This window comes from Sulfitobacter sp. G21635-S1 (genome assembly GCF_027213915.1).
GTDB lineage: Bacteria > Pseudomonadota > Alphaproteobacteria > Rhodobacterales > Rhodobacteraceae > Sulfitobacter.
The window spans coordinates 91,171-108,684 of sequence record NZ_JAPWGV010000009.1 but is presented as its reverse complement, the minus strand read 5'-3'; the positions used below and the strand labels follow the sequence as shown (position 1 = coordinate 108,684).

Here is a 17,514-nt window from a genome sequence, read left to right as displayed (position 1 = left end):
GAAAAAATCGGTCCGGAGTTTTTGAAAACTCCGGTTGGGATGTCATGAAAATGGCCGGGGCTTGTCGGTGCGGGGCGGTGGCGTGGGCGGCGTTCCGCGCTGATGGTCCGATGCCGGTCTGCGTTATGTCCGGCTTCGCCGCTTGAGACGATTTTTTTGAAAAAATCGGTCCGGAGTTTTTGAAAACTCCGGTTGGGGTGTCATGAAAATGGCCGGGGTTTGTCGGTGCGGGGCGGTGGCGTGGGCGCATTCCGCGCGGATGGCCCGATGCCAGTTTTCGTTATGTCCGGGATCGCAGACTGAGACGATTTTTTTGAAAAAATCGGTCCGGAGTTTTTGAAAACTCCGAGCCGACTCTCCCCAGGCGTTATTCCCAGCAGCTGACCAATACCGTCATCCCCTGCGCGTTCAGGCGCAGGTCACGTGGTGCGATGGCGCCTGTGCGCTCTCCCGCTTTCAGGGTCAGGCCGGCCGTTGTGGCCAGTTCCGCGATCACCGCTGAATCCACCGCAAAATTCACGTTCTCCGGCAATTCCTGCGCGCCGGTGGCGCGCGGCAGCAACATGCCCATGACATTGCCGCTGGCATCGAAAACCGGGCCGCCGACGTCACCGGCCTGTGCACCAAGCGCCAGACGCCGCAGCATCTCCTCGCCCTGCAGCCCGCGCACGTCCGACAGCGTGCCAAAGGTCAGCGTCGCCGCCGACAGCACGCCCTCATAGGAATAGCCCGCGACAGAGATTTCCGATTGCAGGCGGGGGGTACCGATGCCGAATTCGGCAATCGCGATGGGGGCCAGCGCCTCGCGCGGTTTCAGGATGGCGACCCCGCTGGCACTGTCATTGGCGATCACATCGGCTTCGGTATCGCCGTCGATGGTCAGCCGGCCACAGCCTTGCACCGCCTCGGAGGTGGTCGCGACACTGCCATTGGCATCGACAAAGAAGCCGGAGCGCGCGATCTTGGGCTGACGCACCTGCAGCCCCGCGACCAGGTCGATGGCCTGTTCCTCGTTGCTGCCCGCCGCGGGGTCGAGCACGCCGGGCAGACGGATCAGGCTTTTCGACATTTCCGCAATGACCCGGCGGCGGCGTTCCTCGTCGCCTGCGGGCCAGATCAGCGTGAACCCCTTGATATGGCCATCTTCCAGCGACACCTGGGTCTGGCTGATGATGCTGCCGTTTTCGCCGATCAGCTCGAAAGAGCTGTTCTTGCGGTCGCGCGGGCCGTTCAGCGGCACGATTTCCAGGGTCTGCATGATGTCATAGAGGCCGAACAATGTGTTCTGATCCCCGGCCTGGCTGATCAGCAGCACCCGCGCGCCGATGTCGCCGGTGCTGTTGTACTGCACGAAAGGGGGTTCGTATTTGTCCAGCGCCACCTCTGCGGTGGGCATCATGATCTCGATCCCGGCCTTGTCGTCCCGGACCATCCGCAGGCCGAGCCCGTCCAGCACCGCGTTATATTGCTTCAGCAGGTCAGCGCGCTGCAGGGTGGTCAGCACGCCGGTCTCTTCATAGCCGTTGGCGGCCTGCCATTGGGCCATTGAGTTGCGCGTGCCGCGGCCAAAGGCGCCGTCGATGCTGGCATTGTAGAAACCCGCCCATTGCAGCGCGATCTGCAGATCGCGGCGTTCCTGCGCGTCAAGCAGACGCTCGGACAGGCGGGCCTCTTGCGGTGTCTCATCGGCGGGTTCGGGCTCCGGCGCGGGGGTGGGGGCCTCGGCCAGCGGTTCCGGTGTTGCCTCCGGTGTCGCATCCGGTGTTGTCGTCACCACCGTGGACGGCGTGTCGATCACCCCGCTGTTCAGCACATTGGCTCCCACCGGCCAGAACTGCTGGTTGAACCGGCTGCTCAGCTGGATGAAGCTGTCGCGCGGCACCAGCCCGTCGCGGACATAGGTGCGCAGGACCTGTTCCGCGTCCGAGCGGCGGTAGGGGCCAACTGCGATGCCGTACCAGCCGCCACCAAGTGAAAACCCGTTCACATCCTCAAGCAGGGTGGTATAGGCGCGCGCCCGGTCGGTCGCCGCCGCCAGGCTGGGCTGCGCCTCGATCTGGACCCAGACAACCTCGTCTGCGGCCTGGGCCTGCACGGGACGGGTCGCGGGGGGGGCAAAGGACAGGGTCGCGGCGCAAACAGCCAGAACAAGACGGATCATCGGGGCGTGTACTTTCACTGAATCAAAATCCGGCGCAGATAAGCAGGAAACCGCCACGAATGCTATGGCTGATGGTCTCCTATTTTATCACAATGCCGCAATTGACGCCCCAGGGTGACAGCCGTAGGAATGGCGCGCATAGAAAGAGGTCCTCCAAATGTCCGTAAACCCCGATGCGCCGCGTTCTTTCCAGGCAATCATTCTTGCCTTGCAGGGCTATTGGGCGCGCCACGGCTGCGCCATCCTGCAGCCCTATGACATGGAGGTGGGGGCCGGTACTTTCCATCCTGCCACAACTCTGCGCAGCCTGGGCACCCAGCCCTGGACGGCGGCCTATGTTCAGCCGTCGCGCCGCCCCACCGACGGACGCTATGGCGAGAACCCGAACCGGTTGCAGCATTACTATCAGTATCAGGTGCTGATCAAACCCAGCCCGCCCAATCTGCAGGAGCTGTATCTCGGCTCGCTTGAGGCGATCGGGATCAACATGGAGCTGCATGACATCCGCTTTGTTGAGGATGACTGGGAAAGCCCCACGCTGGGCGCCTGGGGTCTGGGCTGGGAGGTCTGGTGCGACGGCATGGAGGTCAGCCAGTTCACCTATTTCCAGCAGGTCGGCGGGCACGACTGCCACCCCGTTTCGGGCGAGCTGACCTATGGGCTTGAGCGGCTGGCGATGTATGTGCTGGGCGTGGATCACGTGATGGACATGCCCTTCAACGACCCCGACGCGCCGATCCCGCTGACCTATGCGGATGTGTTCAAGCAGACGGAAGAGGAATATGCGCGCTGGAACTTCGACACCGCCAATACCGAGGTGCTGCTGCGCCAGTTCGAAGAGGCGGAAGCCCATTGCAGGCATATCCTCGACCAGCCCGCCCAGGACCCCAAGACCGGCAAGCGCATTGTCATGGCGCATCCGGCCTATGACCAATGCATCAAGGCCAGCCACATGTTCAACCTGCTGGACGCGCGCGGCGTGATCAGCGTGACGGAACGGCAGGCCTATATCGGGCGGGTGCGTGCGCTGGCCAAGATGTGCGCCGATGCCTTTGTGCAGACCCGCTCAGGCGGCTGGACAGAGGACGCGGCGTGAGCGGCAAGATCATAGGGATTGTCATCTTGGTATCTGCATTGGTCGCGGGCGGGGTGCTTTATTACCTGCAGGTCTACGGGTTCTATGACGAAGTGCGGCAGGACAGCGTTTCGCTGGTGTCTTTGACATCGCAGCAGCCCGAAGCCATCCCGGCCGAGGGGATCACCGCCATCGACGCCGACAGTTCGCCGATCCGGTTCCGCGCCTGTTTCACCACACCGCTGAGCCTGCCTTTCCTGACCGAAAGCTATGTCCTGCTGGACAGCGCCACGCCGCGCAATGCGCCGGGCTGGTTTTCCTGCTTTGACGCCGCCACCATCGGAGCAGCGCTGGAGGAGGGCCGCGCGCTGGCCTTCATGGGGCAGAAGAACGTCCATTACGGCGTGGACCGCATCGTCGCGATCACCGAAGACGGGCAGGGCTATGTCTGGCACGAGCTGAACGATTGCGGTGAAAAGGCCTATGATGGCACCGTGGTGGGCGAGGAATGCCCGCCCGCGCCGTCGTCTGTGACGCAATAGGTGCGGCTCGGCTCGTCTGAACGCTGAACATGCCCCGGTCCTGCGAACATCTGGAAGGCTGGCCTGGGGCGCGGAGGCAGATCAACCGCAGCCGCAAATGAAGACATGTCATTTTTGACATGTCTTCATTTGGGTGGTGTCTGTATCCATCCGAGCCAAGCGATTGCGCATGCCGGATCGACGAAGGGTTTGAATGGGCTGAAGGTTTTCGCGCAACCTGCGGTGAGGTGGCGGAAGCATTTGAGTCAGCAGCGTTTCGGGAGATCTTTGAGGCAGATCGCCACTGTCTTGAGAACAACAGGCGCGGCGACGGGAACCACGAGATTCGCCCCGGATCAGCGGCCCCAAGGCGGAAACACCGGCAAAAGCCGCCCCGGGGTCGCGGCGGGGTCTGGACGGCGGGGGATGCGCCCGTTATCCCTCGGCCACGTTCCCAACCGAAGTGTGACCTGTGCCAGACCTGCTGATCGAACTCTTCTCCGAAGAAATCCCCGCCCGGATGCAAAAACGTGCCGCCGCCGACCTGCAAAAGCTGGTCACGGATGGTCTGGTCGAGGCCGGTCTGACCTATGCCCATGCCGCCGCCTTTTCCACGCCGCGCCGCCTGACGCTGGCGCTTGAGGGGATGCTGGATGCCAGCCCCCGCACGGTGGAGGAACGCAAGGGCCCCAAGGCCGACGCGCCTGAAAAGGCCATCGAAGGTTTCCTGCGCGGTGCCGGTGTCACCCGCGACCAGCTGGAAGAACGGGAAACGCCCAAGGGCAACATCCTTTTCGCCCGGATCGAAAAACCGGGCCGCCCGGCTGCTGACATCGTGGCGGAAGTGCTGGAACAGGCGATCCGCAATTTCCCCTGGCCGAAATCCATGCGCTGGGGCAATGGCACGCTGAAATGGGTGCGCCCGCTGCATTCCATCATCTGCCTGATGAGCGATGAGGGCGGCGCGACCGTCGTTCCGCTTGAGGTTGATGGCATCACGGCGGGCAACAGCACGCGCGGCCACCGCTTTCTGGCGCCTGACGCGATCACGGTCGCAGGGTTCGAGGATTACGAGGCAAAGCTGAAGCGCGCCTTTGTCGTGCTGAATCCGCAGGAACGCGCCGATGCGATCTGGCACGACGCCACCAATGCCGCCTTTGCCGCCGGGATGGAGGTGGTCGAGGATGCGGGCCTGCTGGCCGAGGTTGCGGGGCTGGTGGAATGGCCGGTGGTCCTGATGGGGCCGATTGCGGATGATTTCCTCGACCTGCCGCCGGAGGTGCTGCAAACCTCCATGCGCGAGCATCAGAAGTTCTTTTCCGTGAAGAACCCCAAGACCGGCCGGATCGAAAAGTTCATCACCGTTGCCAACCGCACCACGGCGGACGAGGGCGCGACCATTCTGGCGGGCAATGAAAAGGTGCTGTCGGCGCGGCTGTCGGATGCCAAGTTCTTTTGGGAAAACGACCTGCGCGTGGCGACATCCGAAAAGGGGATGGAGACCTGGGTCAAGGCGTTGGAAAACGTCACTTTCCACAACAAGCTGGGCACCCAGGCCGAGCTGATCGATCGCATGGCGACACTGGCCCGTGAACTGGCCCCGATGGTCGGCGCGGACCCCGACGAGGCCTATGAGGCCGCGCGTCTGGCCAAGGCGGACCTGTCCTCCGAGATGGTCTATGAATTCCCCGAATTGCAGGGGTTGATGGGCAGCTATTATGCGCGCGCGGCGGGCAAATCCGACGCGGTGGCGGCAGCGGCCAAAGAGCATTACGCGCCGCTGGGGCCGTCCGACGATGTGCCGACCGCGCCCGTGTCGGTGGCCGTGGCGTTGGCCGAGAAGATCGACAAGCTGACCGGGTTCTGGGCGATTGATGAGAAGCCCACCGGGAGCAAGGACCCCTTTGCGCTGCGCAGGGCGGCGTTGGGGGTTATTCGGGTGCTCGTGGAGAATGGGCTGAGCGTTCCTGTCGAATCCATAGTCCGAGCGGCAGTTGCGCGCCTGCACCAGAAAATTGGAGCAGGTGCAGGTTGGGTTTACTGGGCGAAATGGAATGATCCCTACGGAACACACCGTGTAATTGTCTCCTCTGAAACTTCAATTGCTTGGGCGGAGAGTCGCGATAGCCGAAACGATTTCGCAACCTACTATGAGAAGCAACCTTTGCCCTTTAAAGAAGGAATGGATCTTTTCGAGGAGTTGGAAAGCACGGAAATTGGAAGGATCGGGCCTAATAAGCTACAAACATGTAGCTGGGTAGTTCCGGACCTCCTCGCCTTCCTCCACGACCGTCTCAAAGTCTACCTCAAGGATCAGGGCATCCGTCACGACGTGATCGACGCCTGCATCGCGATGGACGGCAATGACGACCTGACCCTTCTCGTCAATCGTGCCAAAGCCCTCTCCGAGACGCTGAAAACCGATGACGGCGAGAACCTGATCCAGGGCTTCAAACGCGCGAACAACATCCTGACCCAGGCGGAAGAGGCCGATGGCGTCGAATATTCCTTTGGCGCGGACATCAAATACGCCGAAGACGACGCGGAGCGTGCATTGTTTGCGGCCCTCGATCAGGCAGAGGCGCAGATCAAACCGGCGATGGAGGCGCAGGACTTTGCCGCCGCCATGTCCGCCATGGCTGCCCTGCGTGACCCGATTGATGCGTTTTTCAAAGCGGTGCAGGTCAATTCCGACAATGGCATGGTGCGCCGCAACCGCCTGAACCTGCTCAGCCGGATCCGCAGCATCTGTACCTCCGTCGCGGATCTGACGAAGATCGAGGGCTAAGCGCCCATCCTCCCCGGGGCGACCCGGGGAGGGCGATCCCCCGCCAGCGGTTCCCCGCGAGACAGCGCCAGCCCATCGTCACTCTTGCCACTAAGCCGCAAGGCCCTATGCTGCGATGAAACCCAAAGGTGCTGCAGTGCAGAATAATCCCGATACCACCCTCGTCACGGCCACCGCGCCCATCGCCAACGAAAGCCACGGTGGCCGCGCCAAATGCCTGCAACGGCTGGTGCGTCTGGACCTGCCGGTGCCGCGCACCGTTGCCCTGTCCTTTGACGCGGTACACCGGCTGGGCGACGCGCAATTGCCCAATGTCGATGCGGTGGTGGCGGAATTCCCCGAAGATGCCATGCTCTGCGTGCGCCCCTCCAGCGAAGACCCGGACTGGGGCGGGCCGGGGGCGGTGCTGAACATCGGGATCAATGACGCGCGGCTCAAGGAATTGTCCAAATCCCTGGGCGAAGAGGCCGCCGCCGGGCTTTATACCCGTTTCGTGCAATCCTACGCGGTCAATGTGGCGCGGCTGGACCCGGACATGTTCGACGATGTGAACGGCGATGGCCGCGCCGCGCTGGCGCAGTCGCTGCAGGCCTATGAACAGGAAACGGAAGAGGCCTTTCCACAGGACCGCACCACCCAGCTCTCGGCGGTGCTGCGGTCGATGGCGCGGGCCTGGAACGGCACATCGGCCCGCCTGCTGCGTCAGGCCAAGGGCGCGCCGGCCGATGCCGGGCTGGGGCTGGTGGTGCAGGAAATGGCCTTTGGCGTCGGCTCGGGGCAATGCGGCTCTGGCGTGCTGCAACTGGTCAACAGCGACACCGGCGCGCCGCAGATCACCGGGCGCTACCTGAGCCAGTCGCAGGGGCGCGACGCGCTGGAAGGCGATGCGGCAGCGCTGTACCTGACCAAGGACCCGCGCGGCGAGTCGCTGGAGGAACTGGCGCCGGAGGCCTTTGCCGAGCTGACCGAACATGCCGCCCTGATGCGCAGGAAGCTGCGCGAGGAAATGCAGGTGGAATTCGTCATCGAGGACGGGCGCCTGCATATTCTGGACGGCGTGCGCGTGGCGCGGTCCTCGCGGGCGGCGGTGCGCATCTCCGTGGCCCTGGCGGATGACAAGATCATCACGCGGGAGGAAGCCCTGATGCGGGTGCAGCCCCGCACGCTGACCGAATTGCTGCACCGGCAGGTGGACCCGCGCACCAAGCGCGACGTGATCGGGCGCGGCATCGCCGCCAGCCCCGGTGCCGCCACCGGCAAGATCGTCTTTACCGCGACAGAGGCGCAGGCAAGTGCCGCGCGGGGCGAAGCCTGTATCCTGATCCGGCGCGAAACCTCGCCCGAGGACATTCGCGGCATGCATGCCGCCGCCGCCGTGCTGACAGAGCGGGGCGGCATCACCAGCCATGCCGCCGTGATCGGGCGCGGCATCGGCCTGCCCTGCGTGGTGGGGGCCTCCAACATGCGGTTCAACCTGCGCAAGGGCCAGATCACCGCATCGGACGGGCGGACATTCTCCACCGGGGACGAGATCACCGTGGACGGCTCCAACGGTCAGGTGCTGGCCGGGGCCGCCCAGATGCGCGAAGCGGCGCTTGACGATACTTTCAACCGGCTGATGACCTGGGCCGAGGAGGTGGCGGACATCAAGATCCGTGCCAATGCCGACACCCCCGCCGATGCCCAGACCGCGCGCAATTTCAACGCCCATGGCATCGGGCTGTGCCGGACGGAACATATGTTCTTTGATCCCGGCCGCCTGACGGTGATGCGCGAGATGATCTTTGCCGAAACCGGGGAGGATCGGCGCGCGGTGCTGGAGCGGCTGCTGCCGATGCAGCGCGACGACTTTACCCAGTTGTTCCGCATCATGCAGGGCCAGCCGGTCTGCATCCGGCTGTTCGACCCGCCGCTGCATGAATTCCTGCCCGGTGACAAGGCCGGCCAGCGCGAGCTGGCGGAGGCGCTGAACCTGCCCCTGTCCGACGTGATCCGGCGGGTCGAGGGGCTGAGCGAATACAACCCGATGCTGGGGATGCGCGGTGTGCGCCTGGGCGTGACGGTGCCGGAAATCTACGAGATGCAGGCCCGCGCGATCTTTGAGGCGACCATTGCCGCCAGCCGCGATGGCGAGCCGGTGGTGCCCGAGGTGATGATCCCGCTGGTCAGTGCCCGCCGCGAGGTGGAGCTGATCAAGACCTCCGTCGATGCCATTGCTGCCGCCGTGCGCAATGAAACCGGGGTGCAGTTCACCTATCGCCTCGGCGTGATGGTCGAAACGCCCCGCGCCGCCCTGCGGGCAGGTGAAATCGCGCCCCATTGTTCCTTTCTCAGCTTCGGCACCAATGACCTGACGCAGATGACCTATGGGCTGTCGCGCGACGATGCGGGGCGGTTCATGTCGAATTATGTCCAGCAGGGCGTTTTCCCGGAAGACCCGTTTCACGTGCTTGATACGGACGGGGTAGGGGAGCTGCTGCAACTGGGCGCGGAACGTGGCCGCAAGGCCCGTCCGGGCATCACCTTGTCGATCTGCGGGGAACATGGCGGCAACCCCGAATCAATCGCTTTTTGCCGTGCGGTGGGATTTGACTATGTTTCCTGCTCGCCGTTTCGCGTACCGGTTGCACGGCTGGCGGCCGCGCAATTGGCGATCGGCCACAAGATCGGGTAGCAGGCGGTATTCCGCCATCTAGTACTTGACGTCCAATATGTCGCACGGGCCGATGGGTTTACGCGCGGCCCATTCTTGGCTAGGCCCGCCCCAACCGAAATAACATAATGGGGGCGCAGGATGCGTCTGTTTCTTTCCACTGCCAGCTTTCTGCTGCTCTCGCTCATGCTGATGGTGCCGGTCGCGGCACATGCCAATGCGGAGAAGGCAGAAGAACTTGCACGGCTCGAAACCAATGGTCTGAAATCTGCCGGGGCGAAACGGTTGAAGTCTTTCGTCAGCGCGCCGGAGGGTGCGCAGGGGGATGTGAAATTCTCCAAGGCCTGGCTGGATGCACAGCCCAGGGCGAACGGGTCGTCTGAATGGCGCTGTCTGGCCGAGGCGCTCTATTTCGAAGCGCGCGGCGAGACGGTCAAGGGCCAGTTCGCGGTTGCCGAAGTGATCAAGAACCGCGTCAAGAGCGGACGTTTCCCGGGGTCTTTCTGCGGGGTGATCCACCAGGGCACCGGCAAGAAGTACCAATGCCAGTTCACCTATACCTGTGACGGCAACAAGGAAGTCATCGCGGAGCCCAAGGCCTTTGCCCGGGTGGCCAAGGTTGCCAAATACACCATCGACGGCAAGGTGCCTGCGCTGACAAACGGTGCCACGCATTACCACACCACTGCCGTGCGTCCGCGCTGGAGCAAGGTCTATACCAGAACCGCGCAGATTGGCGTGCACTTGTTTTATCGTCATACTTGGCGGTCGGCGTCCAACTGACGCCGTTTTCGGGTGCTGGCCTGACGGATTGCAGGCTGCTAAGGACGCGGTGACGCGGTAGAAATACCTCAGTCACCCCTGTCCGAGCCGCATGATCCGAAAGCCCTGCCATGTCCAAAGAAGCCCGCCTTGCCTTTGCCCATCCCTCCGAGCGGGCCGATGCCCTGGCCGGGGCGGACCCGCTGGACCGCATTTCCCTGCGCAATCACATTGTCGAGGTCGAGATCGGCGCCTTTCAGGCCGAGCGCGGCGTCAGGCAGCGCATCTGCTTCAACGTGGTGGTCGAGGTGCAGCCGCTGACCGGGCCGGTCGATGATGATGTGGACCGCATCCTGAGCTATGACCGCGTGACAGAGGCGATTGCCGCCGAACTGGCGGTGGAACGGCTGGCCTTGCTGGAAACCCTTGCCGAACGGGTGGCGGACCGCATTCTGCTGGAGCCGCAGGCGGTGCGTGCCTTTATCCGGATCGAGAAGCTGGACCGCGGCCCCGGTGCCCTTGGCGTCGAGATCGTGCGCGCGCGCGGCGATGCCCCGGCGGCAGAAGTCGCCCCCGGTGACGCGCCGCATCCCGAACTGGTCTATCTCAGCAATGCCGCCATCGCCTCGCCCCATCTGCCGGGCTGGCTGGACCAGCTGGAAGAACTGGGGCGGCCCCTGATCCTGTGTGTGGGGGCCCCGGATGTGGCGGCACCGCAGCTCACGCACCGCATGGCGCAGCGGCGGATCGACCTGCTGGCGATCGAGCAGAATGCCTGGGTGCTTGCGGCCCGCGACGACCGCTGCGTGGTGGTCGCCACCCGGACCGAACTGGACTGGGCGATGCGCAACGGCCAGACCTGCGTCTGGGCGCCATCCAAGATCGTACTTGATTCCGTCGATACCCCCTCGGCGCAACCGCATGACGCCGTGGCGCTGGCCGCATGGTTCGCCGCGACCTTCGATGCGGAGGAAATGCTGGTGGTGGGGGCCGATCTGCCCGAGGGCGCATCCGTCCCCCTGCGCGGTGTCTCGCTGGACCAGGCAAAGCTGTGAGGGTCTATTACCGACCGCTGGCGCAGGTCGGCCCGGCCCGGCCGGAAGGGGCTGTGGCGCTTGCCGGGGGCTGGGCATGGTTCACCCATGCCGAAGCCCTGTCGCGGACAGAACCATCCCGCGTCATCCCGGCGCAGGAGATCCCGGCAGAGCCGCTGGCGGCGCTGTCTGCGCCGCGTGCCCCGGTTGGCGGGCTCCACATGGGCCAGCCCCGTGTCATGGGCATCCTGAACGCGACGCCGGACAGTTTTTCCGACGGTGGGCTGCATGCGGCGGCGGATGATGCCATCGCGGCGGGTCTGCGGATGCGGGATGCGGGGGTGGACCTGTTCGATGTGGGCGGGGAATCGACCCGGCCCGGCGCGGTGACGGTGGACCCCGAAGAGGAGGCGCGCCGCGTTGTCCCGATCATCGCCGGGCTGCGCGAGACCGGCGTGCTGATCTCTGTCGATACGCGCAAGGCCAGTGTCGCAGAGGCCGCGCTGGAGGCCGGTGCGGGGCTGATCAATGATGTTTCGGGCTTTACCTATGATCCGGCACTGGCCGGCGTGGCGGCAGGGGCGGGCGTGCCTGTCTGCGTGATGCATGCGCTGGGGGACCCGGCCACGATGCAAAAGAACCCGCAGTATGAAAATGTGCTGCTGGATGTCTATGATTTCCTCGCAGCGCAGATCGCGGTGCTGGAGGGCGCGGGCATCGCCTGTGACAGGATCATCGCGGACCCCGGCATCGGCTTTGGCAAGACGCTGGAGCACAACCTGACGCTGCTGTCGGGGCTCAGCCTGTTTCACGGTCTGGGCGTGCCGATTCTGCTGGGCGCCTCACGCAAAGGTTTCATCGGGACACTTGGGAACGCGCCTTTGGCGGGTTCCCGCGCAGGCGGGTCGATTGGCGTGGCTCTGGCGGGGGTGACGCAGGGGGCGCAGATATTGCGGGTTCATGACGTGGCAGATACCTTGCAGGCAATCACGCTGTGGCGTGCGGCAATATCAGGACGACGAGATGACTAAGCTATTTGGCACCGACGGCGTGCGCGGCACGGCAAACATCTATCCGATGACCGCCGAAATGGCGCTGCGCATCGGTGCGGCGGTGGGTCGGTACTTTCGCCGCGAGAGCAAGGGGGTGCACCGGGTGGTCATCGGCAAGGACACCCGGCTGTCCGGCTATATGTTCGAAAACGCGCTGACCGCCGGCCTGACCAGTTCGGGGATGAATGTGCTGCTGCTGGGCCCGGTGCCGACGCCGGCAGTGGGCTTGCTGACCCGGTCGATGCGCGCCGATCTGGGGGTGATGATTTCGGCCAGCCACAATCACGCGCATGACAACGGGATCAAGTTCTTTGGTCCCGACGGCTACAAGCTGTCAGATCAGGCGGAGGCCGAGATCGAGGCGCTGGTGGCCGACGGGGTCGAGATGGTGCAGGCGCCCGAGATCGGCCGCGCCAAGCGGATCGACGACAGCCGCTTTCGCTATATCGAGCGGGTCAAATCCTCCTTTCCCCGGCAGATGCGGCTTGATGGTCTGAAGGTGGTGATCGATTGCGCCAATGGTGCCGCGCACCATGTGGCGCCGATGGCCCTGTGGGAACTGGGGGCGACGGTGGTGCCGATGGGGGTTTCCCCCAATGGGCACAACATCAACGAGGGCTGCGGATCGACCCATCCGGAGGCGGCGGCAGAGGCGGTCGTGGCGCATGGTGCCGATGTCGGGATCTGCCTTGACGGGGATGCGGACCGGGTTGTCCTGATCGACGAGAACGGCATGGTCGGCGATGGTGACCAGTTCATGGCGCTGATGGCAGCACGCTGGGCCGACGAGGGCAAGCTGGCAGGCGGCGCGCTGGTCGCCACGGTGATGAGCAACCTTGGCCTGGAGCAATTCCTGGAAGGGCGCGGCCTGCGGCTGGAACGTACCAATGTCGGTGACCGCTATGTGGTGGAACGGATGCGCAAGGGCGGCTTCAACCTCGGCGGGGAACAATCGGGCCATATCGTGATGACAGACCATGCCACCACCGGCGACGGCCTGATGGCGGGGCTGCAATTCCTGGCCGAGATGTGCCAGTCGGGCAAGGCGGCGTCGCAATTGCTGCATCAGTTCGACCCGGTGCCGCAATTGCTGAAGAATGTGCGCTTCGGCGCGGGTCAGACCCCGCTGGAGGATGCTGCGGTGCAGGCGGCCATCGCGCAGGCGGAGGCAGATCTTGCCACCGGCGGGCGGTTGCTGATCCGCAAATCGGGGACCGAGCCGCTGGTGCGCGTCATGGCCGAACATGAGGATGCGGCGCTGATGGAACGGGCCGTTGACAGCGTGGTCGATGCCGTGGGCGATGCGGTTTCACTGCCTGCTGACGGTTGATCGCGGCGAATCACCCCAGTCTTGCGCGCTTCATGTCCATGATCAGGCCGATTGAATCCATATAAAGCGTGCCCACGACCTTGGCGTTGCGGGCCGCTTTCCTCTGGGCCTGCAAAGCGGCGGTATTGCTTTTGTTGGCTTTGCGCAGGGTGGTTTCCACCGCGGCATTCTGGCCTGCGATCGGGATGCTGAGCCTTACCGAACGTGCCTTGGCCAGGGCCGCCGCGCCGTTCTTGCTCATCTCGGCAAAGAGCGCATCGCCATGCTGGCGCACCGAGCCGACCTTGGCCGCGCGTTTGGTACGTTGCCGGGCAGGCACACCGCCCGCTGCGCGGCTGTCTGCCACAAGTTTGGCATTCCTGATGTTCTGCGTCATCACCAGCACGGCCAGGAACAGCACGAGCAAATGCACCTGCGTCACAATCAGCAGGATCAGCGTCGCAGTGGAGGGCGAGCGCCCCTCGCCACCGGCTTCTGCCGCGTCCGGCGTGGTGAAAAAGCCCGCGACGGCAAGGGCCGTCAGCGTTGAAACGACGTCTCTTCTGTCAAATCTAGTCATGGTTTCCCCCTTCCTGAATGCCTTTCGCTTATACCTCGCGGCGCTGTCGTCGCTCAGGTCGCGTCGCGTTCATGAGAGGTCACGCGATGCGGTCTAACCTGTTGGTTTCGCATGTCCGAGGCGTTCAGAACCGGCTCAAATCCGGGCGAAATGTCCCAAGGCGTAGAAGTCCAGGATCTCGGGCAGCGTCAGGTGGTTCAGGTGTAATGCGAAGTGCGATCAATAGGGTCAGGATAGCGCGAAAACGGAAAATCACCAAATCCGGGGTTTCGCCTATCGCGTCTGACGAAATACCCGAAGCTTGAGGTATCACGTAACCTGTTGAAATTCCTGATTTCAGGCAGCGTTAGACGCTTTACCGGCCAAACAGCCGCCGCAGCGCGCCAAACTGGCTGAGGGCGACGCCGGCCAGGATCAGCGCCATGGCACCGATCAGGGCGGGGGGCAAGGGCTCTGACAGCAGCAGCGCGCCCAGAACCACGGACCAGACCGGCACCTGATAATTCACCAGGCTCATGAAGACGGGACCGGCGCTGCGCACCACCGTCACCCGCAGCAGGTTGGCGGCCGCCGTCGGCACAAGGCCGAGAAAGGCCAGCACGAACAATGTATTGCGGTCGGGCAGTGGCGGCGGCCCTTCGACGGCCCAGGCGGCGGGCAGGATCAGGGTGGCACCGATCACCAGCAGAATCGCGGCCAGCCCGATGGTATCCACGGCAGGCAGGCGGCGCATCAGGATCGAGCTGACGGCATAGCAGGCCGCCGCCGCGATGCAGGCAAGGCGGCCGGGCAGTTCCAGCGCCGTGCCGCTGCTCTCGAAAGCCCGGCTGCCGATCAGCAGGCAGACCCCGGCAAAGCCAAGAAGAAAACCGATCACCTTGCGGGTGTTGAGCCGTTCGCCGGGCACAAAGAAATGCGCCAGCGGCAAGACGATCAGCGCGATGGCGGCCATCGAGACACCTGCAAAGCCGGAGGTGACATGCTGTTGGCCCCAGGCCAGCAGGGAAAACGGCACGGCCCCGCTGAGCGCCCCGATGAGGACAAGGGCCACAAGATCGCCACCGGCGGGCGGGCTGGCGAAAAGCCTGAACCCCCGCACCCCCCAGACCACGACCATCACAAGTGTCGCAAAGACGATGCGCGCCGCAGCCAGCCAGAAGGGCGTGATGCCGCGCAGCGCAATTTCGGTGACAAGAAAGGTGCCGCCCCAGATGAGGGCCAGCAGGGCGATCATCAACCAGCTGGTTGTGGTGATCCTTGGGGCATCATGCATGGGCTGTCCTTTTGCTCATGCACTGATGGGCCCGGATCAGGGCGATGTCAAAGGTGAATGCTTCGATCCCGGTCGAATGATGCCGGTCAGGGGCGGCGGGATAAAGCCGGGGCATTTCGCGCAGCTGTCATGACCCGCCGGGGGAGAGGTGCGAAGCCCGGTCAGAACCGGGCTTCGCAGGTGGTCATACCGATCAGTTCTTGGATTTGTCGACCATCTTGCCGGCAGAGATCCAGGGCATCATCTCGCGCAGTTTTGCGCCGACCTGTTCGATCTGGTGTTCGTCGTTCATGCGGCGTCTGCCTTTGAAGAAGGGCTGACCCACGGCGTTTTCCTGCATGAAGTCGCGCACGAAGGCACCGGACTGGATGTCGTTCAGCACTGCTTTCATCCGCGCCTTGGTCTCGTCATAGGGCAGGATGCGCGGGCCGGAGACATATTCGCCGTATTCGGCCGTGTTGGAGATCGAGTAGTTCATGTTGGCGATGCCGCCTTCATAGATCAGGTCCACGATCAGCTTCACTTCGTGCAGGCATTCGAAATAGGCCATTTCCGGCGCGTAGCCGGCTTCGACCAGGGTCTCGAAACCCATGCGGATCAGTTCGACCAGACCGCCACAGAGCACCGCCTGTTCGCCGAAGAGGTCGGTTTCGCATTCTTCGCGGAAGTTGGTTTCGATGATGCCCGACCGGCCACCGCCGATGGCGGAGCAATAGGACAGGCCGATTTCCAGCGCCTTGCCGGAAGCGTCCTTGTCCACGGCCACCAGACAGGGCACGCCGCCGCCCTTGGTGTATTCGCCGCGTACAGTGTGACCGGGGCCCTTGGGCGCCATCATGATCACGTCGATGCCTTCTTTCGGCTCGATCAGGCCGAAATGCACGTTCAGACCATGGGCAAAGGCAATCGCGGCACCTTCGCGGATGTTGTCATGGACATATTTCTTGTAGGTTTCGGCCTGAAGTTCGTCGGGCATGGTGAACATGATCAGGTCGGCCCATGCGGCGGCTTCGGCGATGCCCATGACCTTGAGGCCTTCGCCGGTTGCCTTGGCGGCGGAAGCGGAGCCTTCGCGCAGGGCGACGACGAGGTTCTTGGCACCTGAATCGCGCAGGTTCAGGGCGTGGGCATGGCCCTGCGAGCCATAGCCGAGGATGGCGACCTTCTTGTCCTTGATCAGGTTCACGTCGCAGTCACGGTCATAATAAACGCGCATATCGCTTGTCCTTTGGTTGGTGAATTCTGAGGTGCACCATAGGGATGTTGGCGCTGGTGGCCATTGATGTTTTATGTGTATTTGGGGAACAATGAAAAATGTTATTCGTCAAATTGGCAAAGAACGGAAAAATCATGCTTGATGATGTCGACCGCCGATTGTTGCGCTACTGGCAGGCAGAGCCGACGCTGAGCCCGGCGGACCTGGGCGAGCGCTGCGGCATGACCGCGGGCAAGACCGCGCGGCGCATCGCGCGGCTGGAGGAGGCGGGCGTGCTGCGCGGGGTGGGGGCGGTGATCAACTGGGCCGCATTGGGCTATGCGGTGGAGGTGTCGCTGCGGGTGACGCTGGACAAGACCCAGGGCAATGCCTTTGACAGTTTTCTGGCCAGGGCGCGGCAGGTGCCGGAGGTGATCGAGGTGCAGACCTTTCTTGGCCGGGTCGATGTGCGGCTGTCGATCATCGCGCGCGACATGGCGCATTATCAGGATATCTACCGCAGCCGCATCCTGACCCTGCCGCATATCGCGGATATCGAAGCGCTGATGCATGTGGCGCGGATCAAGATGGAGGCCGCGTTGCCGCTATGACCGAATTGGACGCCATCGACCGCAAGCTGATCCGGGCGCTGGCGCGGGACGCGCGGCAATCGGCCAGCGCCCTGGGCAAGCGTTTCGGCCTGTCCCAGCCCGCCACCTGGCGGCGCATCCGGCGGCTGGAGGAGGCGGGGATCATCCGCGCGCGGCAGCTGCGGCTGAACGCCGAGGCGCTGGGGTTTGGCGTAACCGTCTTTCTGGGCATCAAGCTGGCGACCAAGGGGCGGGTCTCGCTGGAGGATTTCGAACGTGCTGTCGTGGCGATTCCCGAGGTGCAGACGGTGGAACATGTGCTGGGCATGTATGACTATCGCCTGCGGGTGGTTGCGCGCGACCTGCCGGATTTCGAGCGGGTCCTGCGGCGGCGCATCATGACATTGCCCGGTGCGGGCGAGGTCGAGGCGAATGTGCTGCTGAGCGAGGAGCGCCTGCCGGGGCCGCTTTGACGACGCCTTGCCTGGCGGGAATTGCCAAGCGCGTCATCGCCGCCTAAG

At 63.9% G+C, this 17,514-nt stretch carries 14 protein-coding genes; 10 read left to right on the top strand and 4 right to left on the bottom strand.

What is annotated here, in order from left to right; translation table 11 throughout:
• Window positions 1–367: 367 nt before the first annotated feature.
• Window positions 368–2,161, bottom strand: a complete 1,794-nt coding sequence (locus O4H53_RS11090; RefSeq protein ID WP_269363790.1) for a serine protease — start codon at window positions 2,159–2,161, stop codon at window positions 368–370.
• Window positions 2,162–2,318: 157 nt separating this feature from the next.
• Here O4H53_RS11090 and O4H53_RS11085 point away from each other — a divergent pair, with 157 nt between their 5' ends.
• The 8 genes from O4H53_RS11085 (at window position 2,319) to glmM (ending at window position 13,376) form a co-directional block, all read left to right on the top strand.
• Window positions 2,319–3,257: a glycine--tRNA ligase subunit alpha gene (locus O4H53_RS11085; protein WP_269363788.1), complete on the top strand. Its 939-nt coding sequence runs from the start codon at window positions 2,319–2,321 to the stop codon at window positions 3,255–3,257.
• The gene (locus O4H53_RS11080; RefSeq protein ID WP_269363786.1) at window positions 3,254–3,778 is read left to right on the top strand and encodes a DUF6446 family protein; all 525 of its coding nucleotides are present in this window, start codon (window positions 3,254–3,256) and stop codon (window positions 3,776–3,778) included. The genes O4H53_RS11085 and O4H53_RS11080 overlap by 4 nt, the downstream gene beginning before the upstream one ends.
• A 451-nt stretch (window positions 3,779–4,229) precedes the next feature.
• Window positions 4,230–6,545, top strand: a complete 2,316-nt coding sequence (gene glyS / locus O4H53_RS11075; RefSeq protein WP_269363784.1) for a glycine--tRNA ligase subunit beta — start codon at window positions 4,230–4,232, stop codon at window positions 6,543–6,545.
• Between the two features lie 115 nt (window positions 6,546–6,660).
• On the top strand, window positions 6,661–9,219 hold the full coding sequence (locus tag O4H53_RS11070; protein ID WP_269363782.1) for a putative PEP-binding protein: 2,559 nt from the start codon (window positions 6,661–6,663) through the stop codon (window positions 9,217–9,219).
• 120 nt (window positions 9,220–9,339) lie between these two features.
• Complete coding sequence (locus O4H53_RS11065; protein ID WP_269363780.1) at window positions 9,340–9,981, top strand: cell wall hydrolase; 642 nt, start codon at window positions 9,340–9,342, stop codon at window positions 9,979–9,981.
• Between the two features lie 110 nt (window positions 9,982–10,091).
• Complete coding sequence (locus tag O4H53_RS11060) at window positions 10,092–11,015, top strand: dihydroneopterin aldolase (protein ID WP_269363778.1); 924 nt, start codon at window positions 10,092–10,094, stop codon at window positions 11,013–11,015.
• Window positions 11,012–12,025, top strand: a complete 1,014-nt coding sequence (gene folP / locus O4H53_RS11055; RefSeq protein WP_269363776.1) for a dihydropteroate synthase — start codon at window positions 11,012–11,014, stop codon at window positions 12,023–12,025. Before O4H53_RS11060 ends, folP begins: the two co-directional genes overlap by 4 nt.
• On the top strand, window positions 12,018–13,376 hold the full coding sequence (glmM, locus tag O4H53_RS11050; protein ID WP_269363774.1) for a phosphoglucosamine mutase: 1,359 nt from the start codon (window positions 12,018–12,020) through the stop codon (window positions 13,374–13,376). Before folP ends, glmM begins: the two co-directional genes overlap by 8 nt.
• Window positions 13,377–13,386: 10 nt before the next feature.
• Here the strand turns inward: glmM and O4H53_RS11045 are convergent, their stop codons facing one another.
• The 3 genes from O4H53_RS11045 to ilvC all read right to left on the bottom strand — a co-directional run bounded on the left by O4H53_RS11045 (window position 13,387) and on the right by ilvC (window position 16,424).
• Window positions 13,387–13,935, bottom strand: a complete 549-nt coding sequence (locus O4H53_RS11045) for a hypothetical protein (protein WP_269363772.1) — start codon at window positions 13,933–13,935, stop codon at window positions 13,387–13,389.
• Window positions 13,936–14,290: 355 nt separating this feature from the next.
• Complete coding sequence (locus tag O4H53_RS11040) at window positions 14,291–15,208, bottom strand: DMT family transporter (RefSeq protein WP_269363770.1); 918 nt, start codon at window positions 15,206–15,208, stop codon at window positions 14,291–14,293.
• A gap of 193 nt (window positions 15,209–15,401) precedes the next feature.
• Complete coding sequence (gene ilvC, locus O4H53_RS11035; RefSeq protein ID WP_067287576.1) at window positions 15,402–16,424, bottom strand: ketol-acid reductoisomerase; 1,023 nt, start codon at window positions 16,422–16,424, stop codon at window positions 15,402–15,404.
• A gap of 134 nt (window positions 16,425–16,558) precedes the next feature.
• Here ilvC and O4H53_RS11030 point away from each other — a divergent pair, with 134 nt between their 5' ends.
• Both O4H53_RS11030 and O4H53_RS11025 read left to right on the top strand, forming a co-directional pair.
• Window positions 16,559–17,014: an Lrp/AsnC family transcriptional regulator gene (locus O4H53_RS11030; protein ID WP_269363767.1), complete on the top strand. Its 456-nt coding sequence runs from the start codon at window positions 16,559–16,561 to the stop codon at window positions 17,012–17,014.
• Window positions 17,011–17,466, top strand: coding sequence for an Lrp/AsnC family transcriptional regulator (locus tag O4H53_RS11025; RefSeq protein ID WP_269363765.1), 456 nt, complete (start codon window positions 17,011–17,013; stop codon window positions 17,464–17,466). The genes O4H53_RS11030 and O4H53_RS11025 overlap by 4 nt, the downstream gene beginning before the upstream one ends.
• Window positions 17,467–17,514: the final 48 nt, after the last annotated feature.

Excerpts from the sequence above, each read along its gene's own strand:
- O4H53_RS11090 (WP_269363790.1), bottom strand. The coding sequence starts at position 2,161 with ATGATCCGTCTTGTTCTGGCTGTTTGCGCCGCGACCCTGTCCTTTGCC.
- O4H53_RS11085 (WP_269363788.1), top strand. The coding sequence starts at position 2,319 with ATGTCCGTAAACCCCGATGCGCCGCGTTCTTTCCAGGCAATCATTCTT.
- O4H53_RS11070 (WP_269363782.1), top strand. The coding sequence starts at position 6,661 with ATGAAACCCAAAGGTGCTGCAGTGCAGAATAATCCCGATACCACCCTC.
- O4H53_RS11065 (WP_269363780.1), top strand. The coding sequence starts at position 9,340 with ATGCGTCTGTTTCTTTCCACTGCCAGCTTTCTGCTGCTCTCGCTCATG.
- O4H53_RS11060 (WP_269363778.1), top strand. The coding sequence starts at position 10,092 with ATGTCCAAAGAAGCCCGCCTTGCCTTTGCCCATCCCTCCGAGCGGGCC.
- glmM (WP_269363774.1), top strand. The coding sequence starts at position 12,018 with ATGACTAAGCTATTTGGCACCGACGGCGTGCGCGGCACGGCAAACATC.
- O4H53_RS11045 (WP_269363772.1), bottom strand. The coding sequence starts at position 13,935 with ATGACTAGATTTGACAGAAGAGACGTCGTTTCAACGCTGACGGCCCTT.
- O4H53_RS11040 (WP_269363770.1), bottom strand. The coding sequence starts at position 15,208 with ATGCATGATGCCCCAAGGATCACCACAACCAGCTGGTTGATGATCGCC.
- ilvC (WP_067287576.1), bottom strand. The coding sequence starts at position 16,424 with ATGCGCGTTTATTATGACCGTGACTGCGACGTGAACCTGATCAAGGAC.
- O4H53_RS11030 (WP_269363767.1), top strand. The coding sequence starts at position 16,559 with ATGCTTGATGATGTCGACCGCCGATTGTTGCGCTACTGGCAGGCAGAG.
- O4H53_RS11025 (WP_269363765.1), top strand. The coding sequence starts at position 17,011 with ATGACCGAATTGGACGCCATCGACCGCAAGCTGATCCGGGCGCTGGCG.